Origin of the sequence: Paenibacillus sp. E222, from assembly GCF_013401555.1 — a bacterium.
Classification (GTDB): Bacteria; Bacillota; Bacilli; order Paenibacillales; family Paenibacillaceae; genus Paenibacillus.
On record NZ_CP058552.1, the window covers coordinates 3,685,250 to 3,709,406 of the forward strand.

The window sequence follows — 24,157 nt, forward strand, 5'->3', positions numbered from 1 at the left end:
TATACAATCTTCATGAGGTGACCTTACCATGAAAGATAACATGTCAAACCTGATCGAGGATTTGTTTCACGGAAACCTGCGGTTGGACGAGTCGATTCATCCTGAGCATGCCGAGTATCAGGAGATCAATCGCCGAATATCGGACCTGATGCAGAACTATAAGACACAGCATACGGAGAACGAATACGATGCATTGGAAGAATTGGTAGACTTAATCGGGCAATCGACGTCCATGTACGTGGAAGCAGCGTTTGAGCAAGGTTTCCGCACAGGCGGTAGGCTGATGATCGAGGTTTTGTGCAGAGCATGAGCGCAAACGATTAACCCAACCTATACGCGAGCAGGGCAGATGTAACCTTTCAAAACCAGCCCTAAAATATTCGAAAACATAAGCAACCAGCATTAACTGTTGATTGCCCGGTCATTCAAAAAACCACAAATCCCCTTATCCATCACCAGCAATCAGGCTGGCATGGAAAGGGGATTTTGTGCCTAATCCTGCACTTATTTACCTACATCTGTCTAACTATAACCTACCTTGCCCCAATATTCGTACCCGCTGGCGTTCCAGACCCAATCAGATCACTACCACCCGCAAGCTTGAGGAAATTGCCCAGCACAGGCGTCCCATCCGCACTGCGTGTCACCGAAGGCACGAGGGACACAAAGTCGGCTGCGCTGGCGAGCAGGCCTTTGTCGTTGACACTCTTTTTGTTCTTCCACCAGACGTTGGTGCTGCTGACGTCGGTTCCGCTGGTTTTGTCGCTGGCGCCGCCTTCGAAGGACAGGTTGTTGGTGAAGATATGTGTGCCTACATCAAAGGCAAAGTTGCTTTGACCATTTTGCCAGGACGTATTGTTTTTTATCTGAATGGAACCGGGATTGCTGTTATAGGTGAAGCCGTGCTTTTTATTTTGAAAAGCAATGCTGTTCTCGACAATATGATTCACTGCGATTTTCTCGCCGCCCAGTTTGAAGCCGTTACCGTCACTGTTGGAGGTGGATGTACCATCCGAAGTCTGCCCGTTGTGATGGGAGATGCTGTTGCGGATCGTCACGACGCCGATGGCGCCAGTATCTGTTTTGCTATAGAGATCCCAGCCATCGTCTACATTATAGGCAGCGATACAACCATCGAACAGGTTGCCAGGACCTACCGTCAATTTGGCAGCAAAACCGTCGGCATCCTCGCCGTCATCCGGGTCATAGTTATCATGGGAATAGGAGCGAATAATCTCGTTATAGGCAGGCCATTCGCTGTTTACCGCAGTCGAAGCATAACGGCCGAGCTGGATGCCAGTATCCCGGTTGTGATGAGCTTCGATCTGTTCCAGGCGATTGTAGCTGCCCCCGATAAAGATACCGTTGTCGCCCGCACCCTTCACTTCAAGTCCTTTGACGAGCCAGTAGTCTCCGAACATTTGCAGCCCGCGATTGGTGGAGGCGAAGGCTTGTGCCGAGAAATCAAAGACAGGCTTTTCCGATCCGTACGCCACCAGATTTTTGCGCTGTCCTGATGTACCACTGTTGCCTCGCTCAATCGTAACCGTTTCCGAGAAGCTGTAGGTGCCGCCGCGCAGATATATCGTTTTGCCCGGTGCGATCTGGGTCAGCGCGTTAGCCAGTGACGTAGGACTCGCAAGGGTTCCGGGATTGCTGGCCGAGCCGCCAGGAGCGACATATAGATCACCTGCGGCGAGTGCAGTGCTGGAGGCAGCCACGGAATCAGAGGAATTTTGCAGTCCGCTATCGATCAATTCCGCCGCACCAGCCGATCCACCGCCGAGTAATAATAGAGGGAACGCGGCACTTAGGCAGATGTGAGTCATTTTCGATTTCAGCGAACGTTGGGATGATGCATGAACAGAAGTAATAGGGAATAATTTCATTAGGCCAACCTCCTTAGTAATTGGGAAATGAAGTCCTAGAGGACACAGGTTCATGGTAAATGCTGTAAACGTTATCATCAATAATCATTTGATCAGATGGACTCAACCTGCTGACAAGCCTCGTATAACTGGTCGAAAATGGAAGTTCATGTGAGCAGCGCATAATCCTGCGCTCAGTTCATGTCCCTCATTTAACAGGGGATCATCTGAAATGAACGTAGGAAGAGCCCCTTTTCCCGGCAAACGGCATGATCCATACCTCTAATCATCTGAAATCAACTTTAAAAATATTTAAAATAGAAGAGCCTCGCGTGATCAGCTCACAGGCTGCTCAGGTTGAAACGCCAAATACCCCCGATAGCAAGCTGCGCAAGCAGTCTTTGCTACCGAGGGTTAATGAACGAGCCCATATGTTTCCTATATAACATGTCCCTTACTTTAAAATACGCCTTAACTAAACCATCCAGTGCTTAATATGGATCTGCTTCATGACTTCGCTTGGCGGCCTGTTCCACTGTGGGCTCATGCTTGGGCTGAACCGTAGCACTGTCATCCGTTGAGACGGAGGATAATCCTTCCGCTACCCGGCGCCCATAATCAGCATCCGCCTGTGTGAAATGGGAGATCATGCGCTCGCGGATATCCGGTTTGCATGTGGCTAAAGCATCTACCAGGTTGCTGATCAGCTCGTCTCGCTCCCAATCTTCAAACGAACGGTAGGTATCCCCGGCTTGTCCGAAATCATTCGTACGTTCGATCTTCTCACGCACTAGCCTGCCCTCCACCAACGGTTCATGTTCCGGGCCGCGTGGTGTAGCTTCTTTTAATCCACCAAGGGAGGATGGCTCGTAGTTCACATGCGGATTCTGACCCGGTGCACGATCCACCTGATATTGCATCTGCCCGCCGCTCTGATTGGTGGCTACCCGCTTTTTCGGTGCATTGACGGGCAGTTGCAGATAGTTGGCCCCCACTCGGTGACGCTGGGTATCCGAGTAGGAGAAGGTGCGGCCTTGCAGCAGTTTGTCATCTGAGAAATCCAGTCCATCCACCAGCACTCCTGTGCCAAACGCTGCTTGTTCCACTTCATTGAAGTAGTCTTCGGGATTGCGGTTTAGGGTCATTTTCCCAACGGGTAAAAACGGAAACTGCTCTGGCGGCCACAGCTTGGTCGGGTCCAGCGGATCAAAATCCAATTCGGGATGCTCGCCATCCTCCATAACCTGAACGCACAACTCCCATTCCGGGTAGTCCCCTTGTTCAATGGCGTGATACAGGTCCAGTGTAGCATGGTTAAAGTTCTGCCCCTGAATATCGCTGGCGTCCTTCTGGAGCAGGTTGTGTATGCCTTGATTGAGCGGTTCCCAATGATATTTAATGAGCACGCCTGTGCCTTCCTGATTTACCCATTTGTATGTATTGACGCCTGACCCCTGCATTTGTCGATAGTTGGCCGGAATTCCCCAAGGGGAGAAGAGAAACGTAATCATATGGGTCGCTTCTGGACTAAGCGAAACAAAATCGAAGAACCGTTCCATATCCTGTGCATTGGTCAACGGGTCTGGCTTGAAGGCATGCACCATATCCGGGAATTTGAGCGGGTCACGAATGAAAAAGATTTTCAGATTGTTGCCCACCAGATCCCAGTTGCCGTCCTCGGTATAGAATTTCACAGCAAATCCGCGCGGGTCCCGAAGCGTCTCTGGTGAATGTCCACCGTGAATAACCGTAGAGAAGCGAACAAATACGGGCGTTTCTTTGCCTTTTTCCTGAAACAGACGTGCGCGTGTATACTTCGATACCGGTTCATCCCCGGCCGTTCCATACGCCTGAAATACGCCATGAGCGCCAGCGCCGCGGGCATGGACTACCCGTTCCGGAATACGTTCGCGGTCAAAATGGGTGATCTTTTCGAGAAAGTGATAATTCTCCAGTGTAGTCGGTCCCCGGCTGCCGACGGTTCGAACATTCTGATTGTCCGTGATGGGATGGCCTTGCCGATCCGTTAATGTCTCAGGTGCCTTGTCTGAGGAATACTCAGGTTGTGAAGACTGATGATTCATGGAGCACCGCCTTTCCTTTTGATGGATTCGAATATATATTTTCCCTGCAAGTCGGTTCTATACATCGTTTTCATTAAAAAAAACTTGTCACCCGCCTCATGGCGTGGGATAATTAACTTTTGCCCAGCGGCCTTTTTTGAACGGAAAATGAAATTTGGACCGCTTGTCTAAGAATGGAGGCTGACCTAGGATTGTCTACACAACGTTATCCTTTTGCATATGATCCGGCAGAGCCCTTTGTATCCCGTCTAGGGGAATGGGTTGCCGATGTTTTTTACGATATTTTGCCAGAGTCCGGCTTCGAGGTACGGGATGAACAGATTTTTATGGCGTACCAGCTCGAACGGGCCTATGGAGATAAAAAGACCATTATGGCTGAGGCTGGTGTGGGAACAGGCAAGACGTTAGTTTATCTGCTCTACGCGGTCTGTTATGCACGTTATACGGGTAAACCGGCGGTGATTGCCTGTGCCGATGAATCTTTGATTGAACAGTTGGTGAAACCGGGCGGAGATATTGCGAAGCTGGCTGCACATCTGGACTTGGAAGTGGACGCACGTCTGGGCAAGTCACCTGACCAATACGTCTGTCTGAACAAATTAAGTGCGATGAGATTTGCGGATGAGGATGCGCCTGTTATTGAAGAAGTGCATGAGAGCCTTCCGGATTTTGTGAATACGCCGGGTACGCTTCAGGCCTTCCATCCGTATGGTGACCGCAAACAGTATCCACATCTGAATGATCGCCAGTGGAACAAAATTAACTGGGACCCTTTTCAAGACTGCTTCGTTTGTCCCAAACGTCAACGCTGCGGTCTGACGCTGTCTCGTGACCATTACCGCCGTTCCAAGGACATCATCATCTGTTCCCATGATTACTACATGGAGCATGTGTGGACCTATGAAGCGCGCAAACGCGAGGGACAATTGCCACTGCTGCCTGATCACAGCTCGGTTGTATTTGACGAAGGACATTTGCTGGAAGAAGCGGCCCTGAACGCACTGAGCTACAAACTGAAACACCGCATCTTCGAGGAACTGGTGACTCGTCTGCTTGAAGGCGAGATTCGTGAATCCCTCGCGGAGCGTGTGGATGAAGCGATTGAGAGCAGTGAACGATTGTTTGCGCTGCTGGATACGTATACGGTAGCCATTCCCGGATCGGAACGGAAAGAAGTGCGGGTAGAACCGCCGCTGCTGCGTGAGATTGAACGTCTGACCAGCGTCTTGGATGCGATTGGCGAAGAATTGGTATTTGAGAGCGGATTGTTCTCGCTGGATGGCTATCAGATGCGTGTCGTGGAAGAACATCTGGACATGATTCAGTCTGCCCTTGCGCTGTTCCGTAAGGAAGATGGGTATATCTGCTGGGCTGAAGAGAGCGAAGACGAGACAACCTTATCGATCATGCCGCGTACCGTGAAGGAAATTCTGAACGAGCGTGTGTTCAATACAGGCATTCCAATTGTCTTCTCATCCGCAACGTTATCTGTGGACAGTTCATTCCGTTATGTGGCAGACAGTCTGGGGATTGATGATTTTGTATCGTTCTCGGTGGCTTCTCCATATGATTACGCGGACAAAATGCAGATGAAGATTACCGATGAAACCGTACCTGGTCACCCGGAAAATGAAAATCGGTTGCGTGACGCCGTGACGCTGCTTCAGGAGAGTGGGGGTCGTGCCCTGATTCTGTTCCGTACGATGGAAGAGCTGCGTGCATTCAAGCAGGACATCGTTCATGTGCCTGAGGCTCAAGGGTTACGCTTTATGTATGAAGGAGATCGGGAGATTAGTGACCTGATCGCGGCGTTCCAGCAGGATGAGGAAAGTGTGCTGTGCTCCGTCAATCTGTGGGAAGGACTGGATGTTCCAGGACCGTCATTATCCAATGTCATGATCTGGTCGCTCCCGTATCCACCACAGGACCCTGTATTCAATGCAAAACGCACAGCGTCAGCTGCACCTTATGAAGAGATCGATCTTCCGTATATGCTCTTGCGTGTGAAGCAAGGTCTCGGACGTCTGATTCGGACAAGCACGGATTCCGGTTCTGCGGTCATTCTCGATGAATCGCTGCATACGAAAAAGGAAGCCAAAGACCGCATTGCGGCTCTGCTTCCCGAAGGTGTAGAATGGACAACCCTGACACACTAATGACTGAATTCTAAATCATACAAAATCGTACTAAATCCTACATGTACATTGGATTATACGTTCTAACCGGGCCGAAATGGCTCCCATCAGAAAAAAGCTCTTGTTCTCTGCGGATGCACCATCCGTATGTGAGCAAGAGCTTATTTTTTATTGTGATGGTTCCTGCAATGTACTTCTATTCTCTTTTTTTGAGGAATTTACCCTCACTCCACATCGCTCCAACATTCTAACGAATCTACCGCACTTTATTAGGGTGATAATGAAGAGATGTAAATTCTAACGAATCTCAGTAACGTTATTCCGACCGAAAATGGCTTTCAACCTGGAAATCGACCCGAATATGGAAAAATAACGTCGCTATGATTCGTTACACGTCAGACCTGCGCAAATAGGAGTGAATAGCGTGTCTCAGGTTCATTAGAAGCAATGAGCGCTAAATGAACACTACATGAGTGAGTACTAAATGAATGCTCATAAGGGGAGGGCCTCTGTCAAGCTTATAACTTATGGGTTCATGACTTTTGGGACATGGAAGCCCCTTTTTGATGTGTACAGATTTATGCTGTGTTAAAAAATACCCATACTCAAATACCGTTCCCCGGTATCAGGCGCAATGCAGAGCACCCGGTGCCCCGGCCCCAGTTCCTTCGCGATGCGAAGGGAGGCCCACACCGAAGCACCAGAGGAAGGGCCGAGCAGCAGCCCTTCCCGGGCAGCAAGCTGCCGCATCGTATCCAGTGCATCCTCATCGGACACTTGGATTATGGCATCCCACACGTCGGTATTCAGAATGTCCGGAATGAACCCCGGACTTGTACCGACGAGCTTGTGGGGTCCGGGCTCGCCGCCGGACAGCACAGGTGAACCTTTTGGCTCTACCGCATAGATACGAATGTCCGGCAGCTGCTTGCGCAGTTCTTCTCCCGTTCCGGTGATCGTACCGCCTGTTCCCGCCGTGGCGATAAAGGCGTCCAGCTTGCCTTCCATCTGCTGCATAATTTCGGGAGCCGTGGTGATCCGGTGAATATCCGGGTTTGCCTGATTCTCGAATTGTTGGGGAATGAAGCTTCCCGGAATGTCGGCCTGGAGCTCTTTGGCCTTGCGAATCGCGCCAGGCATCCGTTCCGCAGCAGGGGTAAGTACGACTTCTGCGCCATAGGCTTTCAGGATGTTGATGCGTTCCTTAGACATGTTGTCCGGCATGATCAGAATAGCCTTATATCCTTTGGCAGCAGCATTCATCGCCAGACCGATGCCAGTATTGCCGCTGGTTGGTTCGATAATGGTTGCGCCGGGAAGCAGCAGGCCTGCCCGTTCAGCCTGAACGATCAGGTTATAGGCGGCACGGTCTTTGACGCTTCCGCTGGGATTGAAATATTCCAGCTTGACGTATACGTCAGCGGAATCACTGCCTGTAAGTCTGTTCAGTCTGACGGCAGGTGTCTGGCCGATCAGTTCGGTAACATCTGCGGCAATGCCTGTATGTGCGGGTGGTTGATTTTTAATTAAATGCAAATTCAAGTCCATGAAGTACAACTCCTTGATTGATAAGACGTTAAAAGCAATTCCAATGAACAAGACTGTCCGCCATTAATGGCAGGCAGGCTTGTTTGCTTATAGAATCCATTTTCATTGCTAGTCTGAACGGAATGTCCAGACAAGTCTATTCTATCTTAATGAACGCACCCTCCCGGGGTCAACCTGTTTCGATTAGGCAGAAGGGTGGGGAGTCTGAGAAGTAAGCGAACGAAGTGGACTAAGAAATGTGAATTCAAACGATAACGGGTACATTAAGCAGATGAATCAGCTATAACGGCTGGGTCAAATCCATATCCAGATGCCGACTAAGCTCTTTTTTGACTTCATTCCGCGCAAACGTCCACAGCATATAGAACCGCTGCAAATATCCTCTGCACAGATACTGGGTCTCGATTCCATCGACTTGCCGCTTCTCCTCCAGAACCTTGACACCACGAGTTCTCATCTGTTTGCGAAGCGTCAGCATTTCCTTGAGTACATCATTCTGAATGCGGGTTAGAGACAGAATGTAGACCTCTGGCATTTTCAGCTGCAACGTATCCAGTGTGCGAATATCCCGTTCAAGCACATCCAGCAGCAGGGTGCGTACAACCATGCTTTTAATCAATCGGTGGTCTTCATCCGCAGGGGATGGGGCGGAAGGGGATGATGACATACTTTCACTTCCTTAACCTTGAATTCGGACATGTTCTTATTTACAGAACGTATGTTCTTATATTATAATCAATATATGCAATGATGATACACAATACAACCGAGAAATATTGGAAGCAGTCCATAAGCGATTTATGCTGAGATTTGAGGAGGTGAAATAGGGACAAGCCTTCTCCAAAATAAGGTATAATTTTTGGGTTTTGCAGGAAACCTAAGGGCATAAAGAAATCGACTTAATGCATCAGAGGAAGAGATGAAGAGCTAGAGCGCTTTTAGACCGTTGGTACTAGCGAAGGTTATGAAGGAATGCGAAAGTGTTGCAACAAAAAAGCCCCTGCCTTGGGTGGCGGGGCTAGATGATCTGCCGAACCAGACGGCAGAGTTGTATATGAGCATGAAGCGGTTAAGCCAGATACTGAGGCTTCTCATAAAGAGCCTCTTTTTCCAGAATCACTTTGTAAGGTCTTTCCTTACCCTTCAGCGAAGGGCCAATCGTAGTCAGCGGTACGGCCGGTTTGTGGAAACGATCTTCTTCCTTGGGTTCCGGAACCGGTCGTGATGATTCGGGCGCAGAACTGAGGCGTACTTTTTTGTCGCTGCCCCAGCGCTTGCTTATTTTTTTCGTTTCCGGTTTCATTCCGGTTCGCCTCCTAACAAATCGTTGATGGCGTTAAACAGATGACGGTTCTCCAAATCCATCTGCTGAAATATCGCCTCATCCGCTTCAATATGTCCAATAATATGAACTGTGATTACATACCTCTTGGCTACAGGATAGCATAGCAGATACTCTTTCTCAAGGTAGTCGTCGTAGAGATTGATCTTGATTTTGTTCTCCAGGTAAGAATCAATAACCAGAATTCGCTTCGGATCATCGGGCGGTTTGTCGTCGTTGGCGGACAAGTTATATTTTCTCCCCGGTTCCCCAACATTACCACATAATTGTTCAATATGACCACTGTCATCTGTACGGTATATGGCAGTCCCGCGCACGGCAAATGGAGGAAGGGAGACAAATGCACTTCGAAGTGCATCGCTCATTCGCTCCAGCATAACTGCATCTGCTTTGCGGGTACGCAGTAACTCCCTGAAGAATCGCAGCAGCTTGAGCAACTGCAACCGGGCTTCGCCCTCAGACCTTTTGTGTTTCTCAATGATTTGTTCCACTTCGGGATCGCTCCATCGTCCCTGTTCTTCGATGCTGTCGGCGATTTTGGAACAGGCCACCGAGACGGCTGGCGCCCATTTCCCATCTGAACGAATTTCGTAAACCAGCGGATTTAAACCTAGTAGATCGGTGGGCATCCGCAGCCCTTCAACTTTTGTGGCATCCTTGATGTCCGTAATATCTTCAGGGAGAATGAAAAAAATACGCTTTCGTCCTAGCCGACCCATAAACAAACCCATTTCCAGCATTGTATTATCACGGACAGAGGCATAGTACTTCCCGCGAATTTTAGATATATCATCCGGATGAAAAATAAAAATGGCAAAGTCAGTCGTACGCACTTCTGTTTCCAGATCGTCCATGGTATAACTGCTTGGATTAAAAACTCCGGAGTACCAAGGGGTAACTTCGGCCGAGAAACGCAAGTTTTCGTGTACTGCGGCTGCAATCGGCTTCGCTTCCAGCGAGCAGCCAATAAAGACTCTTGGCTTTAACGTTTTCATCAATCCGCCTCGCTTAAACGGTAGTGGGAATCAATTGTTATATTATACCATAAACAGCAGAGTAAGTCTGGAAACGTTTATCTGGACCAAGAAAGCCGATTACATCTGCTATAGTGTATGTGCAAGAGGGGAATGATTCCTTTAAAATCCGCGGAAAAATAAAAAATGGACCCAAATTGTCACAGTTGGGTGACTGGACAGTTATATTTGGAAGCTTCAGTCATAGAATGAAGGAGCAGGTAGCACCATTAGGTAGAGAAGCTTGTCCTGGTGTGGCTGTTTGACGGCTCAAGCAGGCCAGAGTGCGCTTTTTGCGCATTTTTGAAGGATCTGCTGTTTCGACCCAATCACATCGGTGTTATATAATAGAAGAACAAGCAAGTTAGCTTAGATTTTTAAACTGAATTGAACATTACACATGTCTATATAAGGTGAACTAAATTTTTACACGAGAACGTAGAGTGCAGAACCCGTCTGGAGAAGCGAAGCGCTCGCCTAAAAGCTTTCTGAAAGAAAGCTGCTTCGAAAGCATAAGCTATTCAACGAATTTTCTCCTTTGGAAAAGGGAATCAAAAAATCCGGGGATAACAGCGATCGAAAGAGGGTACTGCAATCGAAGTGGTTAAGTGTAAAGTTTATATGGTCTTATGCAAGGTGTAATATTCATCAGTTTAATTGGCACAGCTAACCACCAACAGATAGAAAGGATCAGGATACCATGAGTTCCCGAAGGATAATCTCCCCAAGGACGATCTGGAAACGTTACGATCTCTCTTACACTTAGCGCCCCTTGTAGAGTACATCACCGTAAAGAAAAAAAACGGCTGACTCTGCGAAAGAGGGGATTGGAATGAATACTATTCGAAGGACAAATACGATGATTTCTTCCAGGCTTGCCTTTTGCAGGGTACGGTCGGTGCAAACCAACCTTTACAAACTGCGAGGGAACCTGAATGAAGAGAACATCGTTAACCTTACAACAAGTTAAGACAGAGGCGGGAAAGTTCGCCATTATGCTGCTCGGAACATTTATTTTGGCATTTGCCTACTATCACATTAATTTTCAGAATCATTTATCGGAGGGCGGATTTGTCGGTCTGGCCCTGCTTGGAAAGTACGCGACAGGCTTATCACCTGCGATCGGTATGCTGCTGCTGGATATTCCAGTCATGATTCTGGCCTGGTTCATCAAGGGCTGGAAGTTCATGATTCAGGCGCTGCTGGGTGTGGCCGCATTCTCATTGTTCTATGACGGGTTTGAGCGGTACTCCACCCTGGTCATTCCGTTTCACGGTAATCTGTGGATTCCGGCAGTCCTGTCCGGTGTTATCACGGGCGTGGGAGCTGGTATGGTGCTTCGATTCGGAGGCGCGACAGGTGGAGATGACATTCTGGCGGTGCTCATTAGCCGTTGGAAGGGCTGGAAGCTGGGAACGGTTTTCTTTGTCAGCGATGCGTTTGTACTCGGATTGTCGCTTTTCTTTCTACCGGTAAAAGAAACTTTATATACCATTCTGGCCGTATGGATTGCCAGTAAAGTCATTACGTACATGGTCAGTTTCCCGGCTCGCCGGACAGTTACGACCTCAGCTGTGAAGCTGCCTGTATCGACTGCAGCCAAAGTAGTCAGCGGTGCCTCACAACGAGCTCCGGTGGCTAGAGGGGTTTCGCATTAAACGTAAAGATCCCCCTATTCGTAATGAATGTTGTTCGAGTAAGGTGGGCTTGCCTCATACCAAACACAAAGCCCTTTTGCATGCTTGATGGGAATTATTCCATTAGCGGCGAAAGGGCTTTTTTGCTTGCCTTAAGTAAAAAATTGACGTGTACATTTACGATATATCCTATTTTAGAACAGATTTACTCAAGTTTTAGAACAGATCACTCAAGGCTTGATGGAAGAGGCAATTTGTCCATCTTCATTATGGATAATAGCTCGAATGTTCTGTTTTTCACTCTTTTCTTTGGCAGCATCTACAGCCTCTGCTTTGGTTCGGAACGTAGCCAGAGATTTGGATTGACCTTCTTCCTTGATGGCCCAGCCTGAATCGGTAGGAACGACATGAATATTATCATGGCTTTTGGAAGAAGAGACAGGTTCGGAATGACGGCGTGGAGAGGAAGATTTTCCATGGTCCGATTTGCTGTCTGATGAAGATTTGGTAGTCTGCTTCGAACTTTTCGATGTGGGATGATTCTCATCCCATTCTTCCGCTTTGGCAGTAGCGATTGCAATGGAGCGTCCTTCCTCGTAACCGTCATCCAGCAGTGCATTGGCGATTTCAATGGCCTTATCTCTGACACGAGGCTCCAGATTTTTCATGGAAACGGGATAATCCTGTTTGTTCCACGGCATATTGATTCCCTCCTGTACAATATAAGTTATTTGTATATTACCCTTTACCCGGATGAATAAACGATTATTTGTGGAGAACCCTTAAGCGGATGGTATAGTTTTGGTGCATTATACCGTTCAAATTCTTAGTGCTTTTCTATACTTTTATGTGGATGAGGAGTATAATACTTCCAAGCTTGAAAAGTACAGATAGAAGCACATTAGGAAATAGATAAGGAGTTTTACATATGTTTAGTTTGAGCCTAGCCATTCCTATGTTATTTACCATGCTTATTCATGCGGCTGACAGTCTGTCCTATGCGCTGCGTCTTGGGGGATTGCGTACTCGCAGAATCGCGCTGGCCTTGTCCCTGTCCGGAATTTTGCTGCTGGTGTCGCGTACCTCCAATATGGCCCAAGGGCCGATGGTAGGCAATCTCGTGGATACAGCGACGAATGGAGGGAACCCACACTTTGCAGCGCAACTGCACTGGCTGATGGGCGCGGCTACGGTTGGAACAGCCTTGGCGATTATAAGTTTTCCAACGATGGTCAAGCTCGCTTCCCGAATGGTCGTTCATTTTGAGGAGGCAGGATCAATTCCTTCGATGGTTCGAGGTCTGCTAAAACGCAGCAAGATCAAAAACGCGATGTATTATATTACTCCACCATCATGGAAAATGGCAAAACTGTTGGTACACAACGGAATGCCGAGACGTCTTATGACGTTGAACATAGCGGTGACAGCAATCTATACGACTGGAGTCCTGTCCAGTCTGTACGCTGCGTATCTTTATCCAGGGCAGGCTGTAGCTGCTTCGCAATCCACCGGACTCATTAATGGAGTAGCGACCATTTTGTTAACCATCCTGATTGATCCTCGTATTTCGCTGCTTAGCGACAAATCTCTGCGTGGTGAAATTCGGCTGAATCGAATGAATCAGATTTATGGCTGTATGCTTGTATCCCGTTTATTTGGCACATTGCTGGCTCAGTTGTTATTGATTCCATTTGCTTACTGGATCGGCTGGATTGTGAGTATGATGTGATAGAGTAGGAATGCAAAAGTCAAAAGAGGATCTCGGAATTACTCCGATAATCTGTACTTTCGCATCTGAATCCATTCAAGAAAGGGTAGGATCACCATGGAGAGCCCTAGTAAGGAGAGAAGCAGAAGACTGGGTTCTTCATGCATCCAATGGTCTATAGCAACAGCGATAAGAATAAAGAATGTCAGTAGAAAATACCCCAGCTTCGAGCTCTGTTCCGTAATTTTTCTACCCAATTCCTCGTCTTCACGAACATGATCTTGATCTGCCTTTGTTCCCCATGTCACGGTTGACATGAAAAGCATCATGATTGCCCCAAGTGTTACCATTTCGCCGAGTCCAACGGATTTCCCAAAAGCTGTCCGATATATCACCATTCCAAGCACAAGAAGTGCCGATAAACCTGTAATTCCTATTATCCAGTTTCTTGACCTCATCAGGATTTTCTCCTCTCATACATAAATAACTGTTCAATCGTGACCTCCAGTGCTTCTGAGATAGCAAAAGCCAGTGGTAAACTGGGGTCATACTTGTTGTTTTCAATAGCATTAATCGTCTGTCTGCTGACATCACACTGTTCGGCAAGTTTGCCTTGTGAAATGTCTTTCAGCTCACGCAGTACTTTTATCCGATTTTGCATCCACAAACCTCACTTTACATGGCACGATGAACTCAATTGTGTCAAGAACTCTTTACACCTGGATTTTATATGACTGATCATTCGTATGTCAAGAACTCTTTACATCCCAGCGGAGAATGGGCAAAATATACAACCAAAAGAGCAACGGAAAATTTCCGCTGCTCTTTAAGGTAATTCTATGTGAATGTTATCTTATCTTATTTAAACAGTACAGCGTATTCGGCATATCCTTCTTTTTCAAGGTCTTCTTTGGGTACAAAACGAAGGGCAGCGGAATTGATGCAATAACGCATTCCACCAGCTTCGGCAGGGCCGTCGTTGAACAGGTGACCCAGATGGGAATCTCCTTCACGACTTCTCACTTCAGTACGAATCATGAAGTGGCTGAGATCCGTTTTTTCCTTCACATTGTAGTCCCGCAGTGGACGGGTGAAGCTTGGCCAGCCGCAGCCGGAATCGTATTTGTCGGTGGAACTGAACAGTGGCTCACCGGATACGATGTCCACGTAAATTCCGTCACCATGGTGATCCCAGAATTCGTTATGAAACGCAGGTTCAGTTGCGTTGTTCTGGGTAACTTCATATTGCAGCGGCGTCAGACGCTCTTTCAGGCCGTCTTTATCCACTTTGCCGGACCAGTTGCGTTCGATAAAGTCTTCACGTCCAGAACCTTTACGGTACCGTTTATAGTGAGCAGGGTTTTTGTGATGGTAACCTTGGTGATGCTCCTCTGCTTCATAGAACGTTTTCGCTGGCAAAATCGGTGTGAAGATTGGTTTGTCAAAACGTCCGCTTTGTGCCAAAGCTGCTTTGGAAGCTTCTGCGATCTGGCGTTGTTCTTCACTGTGATAGAAGATGGCCGTCTGATAAGATGATCCACGGTCATGGAATTGTCCACCCGTATCCGTTGGGTCGATCTGTTGCCAGAACAATTCAACGAGTTTCTCATATGGGAAGATGGCAGGGTCGAACGTAATTTGAACGGCCTCTACGTGACCTGTCGTTTCCGAGCAGACCTCCTCATATGTTGGGTTCTCCGTATGTCCTCCTGTATATCCCGATACAATCTTATGAATACCGGGTAGTTCCTCGAAGGGGGATACCATACACCAGAAGCACCCGCCTGCAAAAGTTGCTTTTTCACTAGTATGTTGTTCCATGCTATAGTCACTCCATTTCTGATGAAGAATGATATTTTGGCTTACTCTTCTATTATATCCCGAATTGGCAAGCCAACCAAGCAGGATCGTAAAGAGGATGAATCTGAACAGTGTCTGACTATTCCGAATTAGACTTTTTTACGAGAGCGCAAGCGAAACAAGAACAATATTATCGTCATGAACACGAGATAACCGGAAAGGATTAACAGGCTCACCCAGATTGATGATTCTGCTTGTGAACCCGCATAGGCAAAAACAAAAATAGCAGGCAATTTGCCAATCGCTGTCGCAACCATGAACACCCAGAATGGGGTGTAGGTGATGCCTGCATAGATATTAACCGCCATTTGGGGAACGATGGGCAGCAGTCGCATAGACATGATACCCATGAAGGGATGAGCTTCCATCCATGTTGTGAATCGATTCAAAACCCGAATGCGTTCGAGATAGGATCTGGCCTGATTTCTAAATATCGTTCTTGCTCCAGTGTATACAAGCAGTGCAGCAAGCGTAGTGCCAAGCCAGCATATCCAGGCTGCTGTTGCGGTACCGTAACTATAGCCAAAGGCAATAATGACGATTTTGTACGGAATTACGGGTACAAGAGCAAACAACATTGCCATGGCGAGTAAAAGTGGTATGGACTGATGCAGATCGGTCCAGGCCAGCAGTTCATATCTGTAAATAAACGTGACTCCGGCAAGTAAAACATATAGGAGGAGCCATAACCATTTTCGCAAAATCCCAAACGCTCCTTTCAGACCAGGAAGGGCTTATCGTTTCCCAATCCGTATTGCTATCTCTCTAAAGTTTACCACGTTCACCCAAAGGATGGACAATTCGTGCTGGTTCTAGCTGCAATCACTGGCATGTTGGTGTCTGAAGGGTTACACTATAGGACGTAGAAATATAGAACTCATCTGAAGGTGGAATGATCATAATGGAAACAACCAAGCGAACCCGTGCTGCGATCATCGGACTCGGAGATATTGCGCGCAAAGTATATTTGCCGCTGTTGACTGCCCACGCGAACGTGGAAATTACGGGGATTATGAACCGTTCTCCCGAGCCGGTCAAGGAAATACAGCATACTTATAGATTAAACAATGGAACAACGGATATGAAAGAATTGTTGTCCTGGGATCTGGATGCAGTGTTTGTACATACAGCGACAGAAGCTCATTTTGACATCGTTATGCAATGTTTGGAGCGGGGGCTGGCAGTATACGTGGACAAACCGCTGTCTTATACGTTGCGGGAGTCGGAAGAAATGACCGCGTTTGCGGAAGCACAGGGTCTTCTTTTGGCGGTAGGTTTTAACCGGAGATTTGCACCGTTGTATCAAAATGCGAAGGAATGGATGCAGGCTGGACAGGGTTTTGAATCGCTGACAGTTACTAAACATCGGACAGGTATTCAGGATCGTCCATCTGCGGAAACCATCTATGATGATCTGATTCATATCCTTGACCTAATGTTATGGTATTCGGATCACAATGTGCATCTGCTCCATCAATGGATACGTAAAAATGACCTGGACCGACTGTTGCATGCGGCTGGATCAGCCAAGCTGGGCAGAACGGCATATGGGAGATTCGATATGGTACGCCAAGCAGGAGCGGATCTGGAGAAGCTTGAGTTGTATGGCGGGGGAAGATCGGTAGAAGTGCTGAACATGGAAATAGCGAAGTATGAGGAACGCGGTGCTCAAGAACGCAAGGAAACCTTTGGCAGCTGGGAAAGTATTTTGACCCGAAGAGGATTCACGGGAGCGATTGATCAATTTTTGGAAAATCTTGAAACCCCGGATGACTGTGCCATCAGTGCAAGTCATGTCATGGACAGTCATGACCTGGCTGAACAGCTTATCCGCAGTTAATCTTGAAGAAGGTCGTGCGGGAGTGTGATTGAAGCCTTCCGCACCAATGATTCATTAAACGATATTGGAGGAAGTATAATACCATGGATGAATATGAAAAAGAACGCAACAAACAGATTGAGGAAGCTGTAATTGAGACGTATAAACAGGAAGAGGAAATGATGATTCTGGTATTTGCCCAGTGGTGTGTCAATCATGGACTTGATCCGGAAGAGATGTACCAGCAAGCCTACCCGGAACAACTGAGCAACGAGCGTTTGCAGCAGGTGCTGAAGCTAGTTGTATCCAAGGAGGAAGCCGGTGACATTCCGGACGACACTGTATTGGGCGTGTTATCCATGTTTGGCAATGAAGATCTGGCTATGGTTGTATCCGAGGCGATTGCCGCGCGCAAATAAGTTTCGGTTACGGATAATACGTATACGTATTAATGAAGCGATTACATCTGTTCCCGGTGAATGACGCGGAATTCTTTGGGCGACATGCCGAACCGGGAGCGGAATACCCTGTGGAAATACGTATAATTGTTAAAGCCGGAAGATTCGGCTACATGTTCGAGTGTCATTGGACTAAAAATGATCCGTTCCCTGGCCATGTTCAGTCGTACATCCAGTGTATATTGCATAATACTTTTACCAAACGCTTCTTTGAAGAGATGAACTCCCCTTGAAACACTGATTCCAATATGGGTAGCTATATCTTCAAGCTTGAATAGAGAAGAAGCGTTTTCCTCGATGTAACTTTTAATCTCATATGCCACATAGTTGGTATTAGTAATCGTCGGATGCTCCGAGAGCATACGATCCACTTCAAGACAAAGAATTCGCATATAATAACTGGCGATTTCTGGGTAAGGATTGGAAATACGGCGCTGCTCCAGTACGAGCTGACGAAACAGGGTAAGCAGGCTTTCGGTCAGCTGCACCTTGATCCGGTTCGGCCTCTTGTGATGTTTCCACCACTCATCCACCCAGTCCCCATTGAAGAAAATATGGTAATCACCACTCTCCACAAGTCGTTCGCCCATCGGATTTTGCTCTTTGTCTATTCTCAGTTCATATGGCTCATCTGGACTAAACAGAAGCAGATCACCCGCATCAACAAGCGACATCTCGCCGTCTATACGGGCTCGGCAACGTCCGTCCGTCTGGAGCCTCATCAAGTAATTCTTTACTCCCTCAGGATGCAAGCCTATATAAGGTTTGCGATGAAACGAGAAGCCTGCTGTAAGAACCTGGCAGGAATAATCAGTCGGCATTGGCATACTCCTTGCAATTTGAAAATTATGACCAGATAGTTCATGTTTCGATCATATTATTCATTTTAATTGATGCCGAAACGGAATACCATAGTATTAAATTCAAGTGCAACACGTAAGCGCAAAACCTTCAATTACAAATATGCAAGTTACAGGTTCTCACCATTCATAAGGAGATGAACATCACTGTGGAGAAAATGAAAGCGGGCATTATTGGTTGCGGTAACATTAGCGCCATTTATCTAGAGAATTTAAAAGATAATCCTCTCATTGAAGTGGTGGCTGTTGCGGATTTGATCCGTGAACGGGCACAAGAACGAGCTGATGAATTCAATATCGCAAACGTTTACAATGTAGATGAGTTGCTGCAAGATAAGGAGATTGAGCTTGTGCTAAACCTCACGGTTCCTGGCAGTCATGCCCTGACTGATCTGGCTGTGCTTGAAGCAGGCAAACATGTGTATGCCGAGAAACCGTTGGCCATTTCTCTTGAGGATGGTCGCAAGGTAATTGAACTGGCTGAGGAAAAAGGATTGTATGTTGGTTCAGCACCGGATACGTTCCTTGGATCAGGCATTCAGACTGCCCGCAAGGCTATTGAAGAAGGACTGATCGGCAAACCGATTGCGGCAACGTCATTCTTCATGGGTGGAGGGCCGGAGGCTTGGCATCCAAATCCGGAGTTCTTTTATGTCGCTGGTGGCGGACCGATGTTCGATATGGGGCCTTACTATTTGACCGCGCTGATCACCCTCCTTGGACCGATTCGCAGAATCAGTTCTTCAGCAGGTGTACAGATCACAGATCGCGTTATTGGTTCCGGGCCGAAGGAAGGTACACCTCTTGAAGTACAGACGCCAACACATCTGGCAGGAACGATTGATTTTGAGGAAGGTGCCATTGCAACAATGATCACCAGCTTCGATATCCGGGGTGCTTCGGATTTGCCACGGATTGAAATCTACGGTACCGAAGGCACGATGAGCATACCGGACCCCAACTTTTTTAACGGGGAAGTGAAGCTGCGCAGATTCGGTCAGGACACATGGGAGACAGTGACGCCTGCTTTTGAAAGCAGACAGAACGAGCGCGGAATCGGCGTTACCGAAATGGTTGAATCCATTCGAGCCGGACGCGAACACAAGGCCAGTGGCAAGCTCGCCTACCATGTGCTTGAAGCTATGCATGCGTTCCAGCGCTCCTCGCTTGAGGGCAAACACATTCAACTGGAGAGCACTTATCAAGCAGCAGCAGAAAACAATACAGATGAAAATCAGTCAGAGGCTGTACAGTCACACTAATTGATTTCGAAGTGAGGTGAGCCGGTAGATGTTGAAGGTTGGATTACAGCTATATACGGTACGTGATGAACTGGAGCGCGATTTCAAAGGCACACTCGCCAAGGTTGCAGAGCTTGGATATCAAGGCGTTGAGTTCCACAACTTTTACGGGCATAGTCCTGAAGAAGTAAGGGGCATTCTGGATGAATTCGGTCTGGAGATTGTGGGTACACATGTTCAGTACAATAGTCTGCTTGAGGATCTCGATGGGGTGATCGCTTATCACAAAGCCATCGGAAACAAAAATCTGATTGTCCCTTACCTGTCGGAAGAACAACGGCAATGGGATAACGTATTTGCTTCCCTCAATGAGATTGGTGAAAAGTGTGCAGCGCAGGACATGGTGTTAATGTATCACAATCATGATTTTGAATTTACAGAGCAGGTTGAGGGTCAGCCGGCGTTATACGCGATGTATGATACCGTAACCGCTTCCCATCTGCAAGTGGAGCTGGATTCGTGTTGGGCTCACGCCGCAGGATACCCGCCAACGGAAGTCATCGCGAAGTATGCGGGACGTCTGCCGCTGGTTCACTGGAAAGACATGCGTCGTTCAGAAGGCCAAGTCCTGACAGTGGAATTCGGCCAAGGCGAGGTAGATCTGGGGGCTGTAGCTATAGCGTCAGATCAGGCGGGAGCCGAGTGGCTTGTTGTGGAACAGGATGTATGTCAGAATCCTCCACTGCAAAGCATCGAGAGCAGTATGAACTGGATTAGAAAATATGCCGCTAATGGAGGACTTGTTCATGTCTAAAGTACTTAATATCGCCATCGTTGGTTGTGGCGGAATCGCCAAAGGTAAACATATGCCCAGCCTGTCCAAACAATCTCAGGGCCGTATGGTCGCTTTCTGCGACATTGTGAAAGAACGTGCAGAGGAGGCAGCAGCCGAATTCGGTGCTGAGGGAGCCAAAGTATATACGGATTATCACGAGATGCTGAAGGATGAGAGCATTGATGTGGTACACGTGTGTACACCAAATGACTCCCACTCCGTGATCACGGTCGCTTCCCTAGAGGCGGGCAAACATGTAATGTGTGAAAAGCCAATGGCGAAGACGTCTGCACAAGCGCAAGCTATGCTGGAAGCCGCACAACGTACAGGCAAAAAGCTGTCCATTGCGTATCAGAACCGATTCCGCAATGACAGCCAATACCTGAAACAAATGTGTGAAGAAGGCGAGCTGGGCGATATTTATTTCGGTAAGGCGATTGCACTTCGCCGCCGTGCTGTGCCTACCTGGGGTGTGTTCCTTGATGAGGAAAAGCAGGGTGGAGGACCGTTGATTGATATCGGTACACATGCGCTGGACCTGACTCTTTGGCTGATGGATAATTACAAACCGAAGAGTGTAATGGGATCAACGTTCCACAAGCTGGGTCAACGTGAGAATGCGGCCAATGCTTTTGGGCCGTGGGACCCGGAACAATTCAAGGTAGAGGATTCTGCATTCGGCTTTGTGACGATGGAGAATGGGGCTACAATTATTATCGAATCCAGCTGGGCGCTGAACGTTGCTGAATTTGGCGAAGCCAAAACACTGCTTTGTGGAACAGAAGGTGGCGCGGATATGCAGGATGGTCTGCGTATCAATGGCGAGAAACGCAGCCGTCTGTTTGAAACCAAGGTAGATCTGGACGCAGGCGGAGTCGCTTTTTATTCCGGTAGTGCAGAAAATGAAGCGGATCGTGAAGCTAGAATGTGGCTTGAAGCGATCATAGAAGACAAGGATCCAGTTGTAAAACCTGAACAAGCCATCGTGGTTACTCAGATTCTTGAAGCGATCTACGAGTCTGCTCAGACAGGCAAAGCGGTTTATTTCGACTAAACCGACCGGATGTCATTTCCAATGAAATAACCAGTATTCTTACGTTTAATTTCAGGATAGAATAGCTCTTGATTTTCCACAATAACGATACAATCATGTGATCTGAACGGTATTTTTATGCAGTTCATTGTTCATAAAACCAGCAAATAATATGATATTTAATCTAGGGAGGAATCGCACTTGAAACTCGGCGTATTTTTGGTACTATTCGGAGGACGTAAATTGGAGGATGCACTTGACTATGTTGCATCCAAAGGCTTGAAAGCAGTAGAAATCGGAACTGGTGGACATCCCGGAAATGCTCATTGCAAACCGGATGAGCTTCTGAGCAATCCAACAGCATTGAAAAATTTCAAAAATGCAGTAGAATCCCGTGGTCTGACTATCAGCGCATTGAGCTGTCACGGTAACCCGCTCCATCCACAAAAGGATATTGCGAAAGGATTCCACGATGATTTCGTTAAGACAGTAGAACTGGCTGAGAAACTGGAAGTGCCTGTTGTAAATACATTCTCTGGTTGTCCGGGAGACCATGAGGATGCCAAATATCCGAACTGGCCTGTTGCACCATGGCCGAATGACTTCCAGGAAGTTCTTAAATGGCAATGGGACAACAAAGTTATCCCTTACTGGACAGAGTGGGGCAAGTTCGCTGCAGATCACAATGTGAAAGTGGGACTGGAGCTGCACGGTGGATTTTCCGTGCATACACCAGCGACCTTGCTGAGACTGCGTGAAGCAGCAGGCGAAGTGATTGGCGCCAACCTGGATCCAAGCCACATGTGGTGGCAAGGTATTGATCCGGTGCAAGCGATCCACATTCTGGGACGTGAAGGCGCGATTCATCACTTCCATGCGAAAGATACAACTATTGATCCAATTAACGTGAATAAATATGGTGTAACAGATATGCAGGATTATACAAACATGCTTGATCGTGCTTGGCAATTCCGCTCGGTCGGTTATGGTCACGATAACAAAACTTGGGCTGATATTATTAGCGCTCTGCGTCTGGTTGGATATGATTATGTCGTAAGTATTGAACACGAAGATGGTCTGATGTCGGTAGAAGAAGGATTCTCTAAAGCTGTGCAAAATCTCCAACAAGTATTGATTGAAGAACCGCTGGGAGATATGTGGTGGGTTTAGAGTTACACTAGGGGGAAATTGAATATGATTAACGTCACCATTTGGAATGAATTTGTCCATGAGAAAATTCACGATGAAGTAAGGGAAGTCTACCCTGACGGTTTGCACATGGCGTTGGCAAACGGACTGGGAGGCGAAGGCTTCGCCATTCGCACTGCAACACTAGATCAGCCTGAGCACGGATTAAGTGATGAGGTGCTGAATTCTACAGATGTGCTTATATGGTGGGGACATATGGCGCATGATCGTGTGAGCGACGAGATTACACAGAAGGTTGCACAGCGGGTCCTGGATGGTATGGGGTTGATTGTGCTGCACTCTGGTCACTTCTCTAAGCCATTCAAAGCGCTGATGGGCACAAGTTGTGATCTGAAATGGCGTGAAGCCAATGAGCAGGAGATTATCTGGTGTGTGAATCCGTCTCATCCAATTGCTGAGGGCATCAATAGCAAAATAATTCTGGAAAAAGAAGAGATGTACGGGGAATTCTTCGATATTCCAGTGCCGGATGAGCTGGTGTTTGTAAGCAATTTCCAAGGCGGAGAGGTATTCCGGAGCGGATGTACGTTCCTCCGCGGTTCGGGAAAAATCTTCTATTTCCGTCCAGGTCATGAAACATACCCGACCTTCTACAATCCGGAAATTTTAAAAGTGATCAGCAATGGTGTGAAGTGGGCATATCCTACGCGTAACGTTAAGCCGGAATATGGCTTCAGCGAACCTGTAAGATCACTTGGTAACGTGCTGGTTTAAGCTGCAAATTGGCTGTGTGAACGCATAAAATAAATGATATACCAAAGAACCTTTCTCCAAGTCAAGTATGACTGAGGCAGCAAGGTTTTTTTGGTTAATAAAAGGAACTTTTTGGGTAAGATAGCTACATGGGAGTTAGACGATATTTTCCCATGGTTCCGCTGTCCCATGTGATGTATACTGAGTTGTATCATCGAAGTTGGGTTATGCCTCTAAAATTTTAACTTTTTAGCGGCAGACGTTTTCTTTGAGACTTAAATATGTTATTATGAAATATACTAACTAAACGTAAGTTGAGTGATCTCTAAAGAGGTGATTAATGTGGAAGGCCAAGATCTGCGGATGTGTCCGCGCTTTGAGACGGCGTTTTCTTTCTTGGGTAAGCGCTGGAACGGTCTGATTATTCAAACGTTGATGAGTGGTTCGAAGCGATTCAAGGATATCTCCAACCTGATTCCATCGATGAGTGATAAGATGTTGTCAGAACGGATGAAAGATCTGGAAAGCGAAGGAATTCTGATCCGTCATGTCTATCCGGAGACGCCAGTTCGTATTGAATATGAACTGACAGAGAAAGGCAAGGCGCTACAGCCCGTTATGAATCAAATTCAAGACTGGGCAGAGCAGTGGGTTGAGTAGTAACAGCTTCCCCGGCTCAAACTAAAGGAACTGTTGGCATAAAGGCTCTTGGTTTCCAGTGGAAATCAGGAGTTTTTGTCTTCAGGGTTCTGCACATGTTGTCGCGAGTTGTAGTATAATTGTAAATAAAATGGCCGCAGGCGGCCGGAGCGAG

The 24,157-nt window shown here is 47.4% G+C and carries 23 protein-coding genes and 1 pseudogene; 12 read left to right on the forward strand and 12 right to left on the reverse strand.

All coding sequences use genetic code 11. The annotated features are described in order from the left end of the window. The first annotated feature begins 28 nt into the window (after positions 1-28). A complete protein-coding gene (locus HW560_RS16570) occupies positions 29-310 on the forward strand; it encodes a DUF6809 family protein (protein ID WP_082935008.1) in 282 nt (93 codons plus the stop codon). A 223-nt stretch (positions 311-533) separates the two neighbouring features. Here HW560_RS16570 and HW560_RS16575 read toward each other — a convergent pair whose 3' ends face one another. Both HW560_RS16575 and HW560_RS16580 read right to left on the reverse strand, forming a co-directional pair. Next, positions 534-1,889, reverse strand: coding sequence for a right-handed parallel beta-helix repeat-containing protein (locus tag HW560_RS16575; RefSeq protein ID WP_109998582.1), 1,356 nt, complete (start codon positions 1,887-1,889; stop codon positions 534-536). Positions 1,890-2,452: 563 nt separating this feature from the next. Beyond that, positions 2,453-3,952 (reverse strand): annotated as a pseudogene (locus HW560_RS16580) (catalase); the annotation flags it as partial. 173 nt (positions 3,953-4,125) lie between these two features. On the opposite strand from HW560_RS16580, the gene HW560_RS16585 reads away from it, so the two are divergent. Further along, positions 4,126-6,108 carry an ATP-dependent DNA helicase gene (locus HW560_RS16585; protein ID WP_109998580.1) on the forward strand — a complete coding sequence of 661 codons (1,983 nt, stop codon included), beginning with the start codon at positions 4,126-4,128 and terminating at the stop codon, positions 6,106-6,108. Positions 6,109-6,675: 567 nt separating this feature from the next. Here HW560_RS16585 and cysK read toward each other — a convergent pair. The 4 genes from cysK to HW560_RS16605 all read right to left on the reverse strand — a co-directional run bounded on the left by cysK (position 6,676) and on the right by HW560_RS16605 (position 9,972). Beyond that, complete coding sequence (gene cysK / locus HW560_RS16590; protein ID WP_208642733.1) at positions 6,676-7,635, reverse strand: cysteine synthase A; 960 nt, start codon at positions 7,633-7,635, stop codon at positions 6,676-6,678. A 280-nt stretch (positions 7,636-7,915) separates the two neighbouring features. After that, positions 7,916-8,302, reverse strand: coding sequence for a YhjD family protein (locus tag HW560_RS16595; protein WP_064636668.1), 387 nt, complete (start codon positions 8,300-8,302; stop codon positions 7,916-7,918). A gap of 402 nt (positions 8,303-8,704) precedes the next feature. Next, positions 8,705-8,938: a hypothetical protein gene (locus HW560_RS16600; RefSeq protein ID WP_063565650.1), complete on the reverse strand. Its 234-nt coding sequence runs from the start codon at positions 8,936-8,938 to the stop codon at positions 8,705-8,707. Beyond that, positions 8,935-9,972 (reverse strand): nucleotide-binding protein, encoded by a 1,038-nt coding sequence (locus HW560_RS16605; protein ID WP_109998579.1) that lies wholly within the window; start codon positions 9,970-9,972, stop codon positions 8,935-8,937. Before HW560_RS16605 ends, HW560_RS16600 begins: the two co-directional genes overlap by 4 nt. A gap of 953 nt (positions 9,973-10,925) precedes the next feature. On the opposite strand from HW560_RS16605, the gene HW560_RS16610 reads away from it, so the two are divergent. After that, complete coding sequence (locus tag HW560_RS16610; RefSeq protein WP_053784366.1) at positions 10,926-11,648, forward strand: YitT family protein; 723 nt, start codon at positions 10,926-10,928, stop codon at positions 11,646-11,648. Positions 11,649-11,857: 209 nt separating this feature from the next. On the opposite strand, the gene HW560_RS16615 is transcribed toward HW560_RS16610, so the two are convergent. After that, the gene (locus tag HW560_RS16615; protein ID WP_090900920.1) at positions 11,858-12,328 is read right to left on the reverse strand and encodes a DUF2188 domain-containing protein; all 471 of its coding nucleotides are present in this window, start codon (positions 12,326-12,328) and stop codon (positions 11,858-11,860) included. Between the two features lie 227 nt (positions 12,329-12,555). Between HW560_RS16615 and HW560_RS16620 the strand changes: the two genes are divergently transcribed. Beyond that, on the forward strand, positions 12,556-13,356 hold the full coding sequence (locus HW560_RS16620) for a lipid II flippase Amj family protein (RefSeq protein ID WP_179263976.1): 801 nt from the start codon (positions 12,556-12,558) through the stop codon (positions 13,354-13,356). 38 nt (positions 13,357-13,394) lie between these two features. Here HW560_RS16620 and HW560_RS16625 read toward each other — a convergent pair whose 3' ends face one another. The 4 genes from HW560_RS16625 to HW560_RS16640 all read right to left on the reverse strand — a co-directional run bounded on the left by HW560_RS16625 (position 13,395) and on the right by HW560_RS16640 (position 15,896). Then, complete coding sequence (locus tag HW560_RS16625; protein ID WP_090900915.1) at positions 13,395-13,793, reverse strand: hypothetical protein; 399 nt, start codon at positions 13,791-13,793, stop codon at positions 13,395-13,397. Further along, positions 13,793-13,996, reverse strand: coding sequence for a helix-turn-helix transcriptional regulator (locus HW560_RS16630; RefSeq protein ID WP_090900912.1), 204 nt, complete (start codon positions 13,994-13,996; stop codon positions 13,793-13,795). The genes HW560_RS16625 and HW560_RS16630 overlap by 1 nt, the downstream gene beginning before the upstream one ends. Positions 13,997-14,193: 197 nt before the next feature. Next, positions 14,194-15,156, reverse strand: a complete 963-nt coding sequence (msrA, locus tag HW560_RS16635) for a peptide-methionine (S)-S-oxide reductase MsrA (protein ID WP_090900909.1) — start codon at positions 15,154-15,156, stop codon at positions 14,194-14,196. Between the two features lie 128 nt (positions 15,157-15,284). Continuing rightward, entirely contained in the window at positions 15,285-15,896 is a 612-nt protein-coding gene (locus HW560_RS16640) for a TVP38/TMEM64 family protein (protein WP_179263978.1), read from the reverse strand. 200 nt (positions 15,897-16,096) lie between these two features. Between HW560_RS16640 and HW560_RS16645 the strand changes: the two genes are divergently transcribed. Next, on the forward strand, positions 16,097-17,035 hold the full coding sequence (locus HW560_RS16645; RefSeq protein ID WP_179263980.1) for a Gfo/Idh/MocA family protein: 939 nt from the start codon (positions 16,097-16,099) through the stop codon (positions 17,033-17,035). 83 nt (positions 17,036-17,118) lie between these two features. After that, positions 17,119-17,433, forward strand: coding sequence for a hypothetical protein (locus HW560_RS16650; protein WP_090900900.1), 315 nt, complete (start codon positions 17,119-17,121; stop codon positions 17,431-17,433). A 41-nt stretch (positions 17,434-17,474) separates the two neighbouring features. Here the strand turns inward: HW560_RS16650 and HW560_RS16655 are convergent, their stop codons facing one another. Beyond that, positions 17,475-18,293 (reverse strand): AraC family transcriptional regulator, encoded by an 819-nt coding sequence (locus HW560_RS16655; protein WP_179263982.1) that lies wholly within the window; start codon positions 18,291-18,293, stop codon positions 17,475-17,477. A gap of 188 nt (positions 18,294-18,481) precedes the next feature. Between HW560_RS16655 and HW560_RS16660 the strand changes: the two genes are divergently transcribed. The 6 genes from HW560_RS16660 (at position 18,482) to HW560_RS16685 (ending at position 24,003) form a co-directional block, all read left to right on the forward strand. Then, a complete protein-coding gene (locus HW560_RS16660) occupies positions 18,482-19,594 on the forward strand; it encodes a Gfo/Idh/MocA family protein (RefSeq protein ID WP_179263984.1) in 1,113 nt (370 codons plus the stop codon). A 28-nt stretch (positions 19,595-19,622) separates the two neighbouring features. Beyond that, the gene (locus HW560_RS16665; RefSeq protein WP_090900894.1) at positions 19,623-20,387 is read left to right on the forward strand and encodes a sugar phosphate isomerase/epimerase family protein; all 765 of its coding nucleotides are present in this window, start codon (positions 19,623-19,625) and stop codon (positions 20,385-20,387) included. After that, complete coding sequence (locus HW560_RS16670) at positions 20,380-21,462, forward strand: Gfo/Idh/MocA family protein (RefSeq protein ID WP_109998569.1); 1,083 nt, start codon at positions 20,380-20,382, stop codon at positions 21,460-21,462. Before HW560_RS16665 ends, HW560_RS16670 begins: the two co-directional genes overlap by 8 nt. A 180-nt stretch (positions 21,463-21,642) precedes the next feature. Next, complete coding sequence (locus tag HW560_RS16675) at positions 21,643-22,611, forward strand: sugar phosphate isomerase/epimerase family protein (RefSeq protein ID WP_024631039.1); 969 nt, start codon at positions 21,643-21,645, stop codon at positions 22,609-22,611. 24 nt (positions 22,612-22,635) lie between these two features. Beyond that, positions 22,636-23,364: a ThuA domain-containing protein gene (locus tag HW560_RS16680; protein WP_090900888.1), complete on the forward strand. Its 729-nt coding sequence runs from the start codon at positions 22,636-22,638 to the stop codon at positions 23,362-23,364. A 342-nt stretch (positions 23,365-23,706) separates the two neighbouring features. Beyond that, positions 23,707-24,003: a winged helix-turn-helix transcriptional regulator gene (locus HW560_RS16685; protein WP_148661829.1), complete on the forward strand. Its 297-nt coding sequence runs from the start codon at positions 23,707-23,709 to the stop codon at positions 24,001-24,003. Positions 24,004-24,157: the final 154 nt, after the last annotated feature.

Coding starts and splice junctions, on each gene's coding strand:
- HW560_RS16570 (WP_082935008.1), top strand. CDS start 29: ATGAAAGATAACATGTCAAACCTGATCGAGGATTTGTTTCACGGAAAC.
- HW560_RS16575 (WP_109998582.1), bottom strand. CDS start 1,889: ATGAAATTATTCCCTATTACTTCTGTTCATGCATCATCCCAACGTTCG.
- HW560_RS16585 (WP_109998580.1), top strand. CDS start 4,126: ATGGAGGCTGACCTAGGATTGTCTACACAACGTTATCCTTTTGCATAT.
- cysK (WP_208642733.1), bottom strand. CDS start 7,635: ATGGACTTGAATTTGCATTTAATTAAAAATCAACCACCCGCACATACA.
- HW560_RS16595 (WP_064636668.1), bottom strand. CDS start 8,302: ATGTCATCATCCCCTTCCGCCCCATCCCCTGCGGATGAAGACCACCGA.
- HW560_RS16600 (WP_063565650.1), bottom strand. CDS start 8,938: ATGAAACCGGAAACGAAAAAAATAAGCAAGCGCTGGGGCAGCGACAAA.
- HW560_RS16605 (WP_109998579.1), bottom strand. CDS start 9,972: ATGAAAACGTTAAAGCCAAGAGTCTTTATTGGCTGCTCGCTGGAAGCG.
- HW560_RS16610 (WP_053784366.1), top strand. CDS start 10,926: ATGAAGAGAACATCGTTAACCTTACAACAAGTTAAGACAGAGGCGGGA.
- HW560_RS16615 (WP_090900920.1), bottom strand. CDS start 12,328: ATGCCGTGGAACAAACAGGATTATCCCGTTTCCATGAAAAATCTGGAG.
- HW560_RS16620 (WP_179263976.1), top strand. CDS start 12,556: ATGTTTAGTTTGAGCCTAGCCATTCCTATGTTATTTACCATGCTTATT.
- HW560_RS16625 (WP_090900915.1), bottom strand. CDS start 13,793: ATGAGGTCAAGAAACTGGATAATAGGAATTACAGGTTTATCGGCACTT.
- HW560_RS16630 (WP_090900912.1), bottom strand. CDS start 13,996: ATGCAAAATCGGATAAAAGTACTGCGTGAGCTGAAAGACATTTCACAA.
- msrA (WP_090900909.1), bottom strand. CDS start 15,156: ATGGAACAACATACTAGTGAAAAAGCAACTTTTGCAGGCGGGTGCTTC.
- HW560_RS16645 (WP_179263980.1), top strand. CDS start 16,097: ATGGAAACAACCAAGCGAACCCGTGCTGCGATCATCGGACTCGGAGAT.
- HW560_RS16650 (WP_090900900.1), top strand. CDS start 17,119: ATGGATGAATATGAAAAAGAACGCAACAAACAGATTGAGGAAGCTGTA.
- HW560_RS16655 (WP_179263982.1), bottom strand. CDS start 18,293: ATGCCGACTGATTATTCCTGCCAGGTTCTTACAGCAGGCTTCTCGTTT.
- HW560_RS16665 (WP_090900894.1), top strand. CDS start 19,623: ATGTTGAAGGTTGGATTACAGCTATATACGGTACGTGATGAACTGGAG.
- HW560_RS16670 (WP_109998569.1), top strand. CDS start 20,380: ATGTCTAAAGTACTTAATATCGCCATCGTTGGTTGTGGCGGAATCGCC.
- HW560_RS16680 (WP_090900888.1), top strand. CDS start 22,636: ATGATTAACGTCACCATTTGGAATGAATTTGTCCATGAGAAAATTCAC.
- HW560_RS16685 (WP_148661829.1), top strand. CDS start 23,707: ATGTGTCCGCGCTTTGAGACGGCGTTTTCTTTCTTGGGTAAGCGCTGG.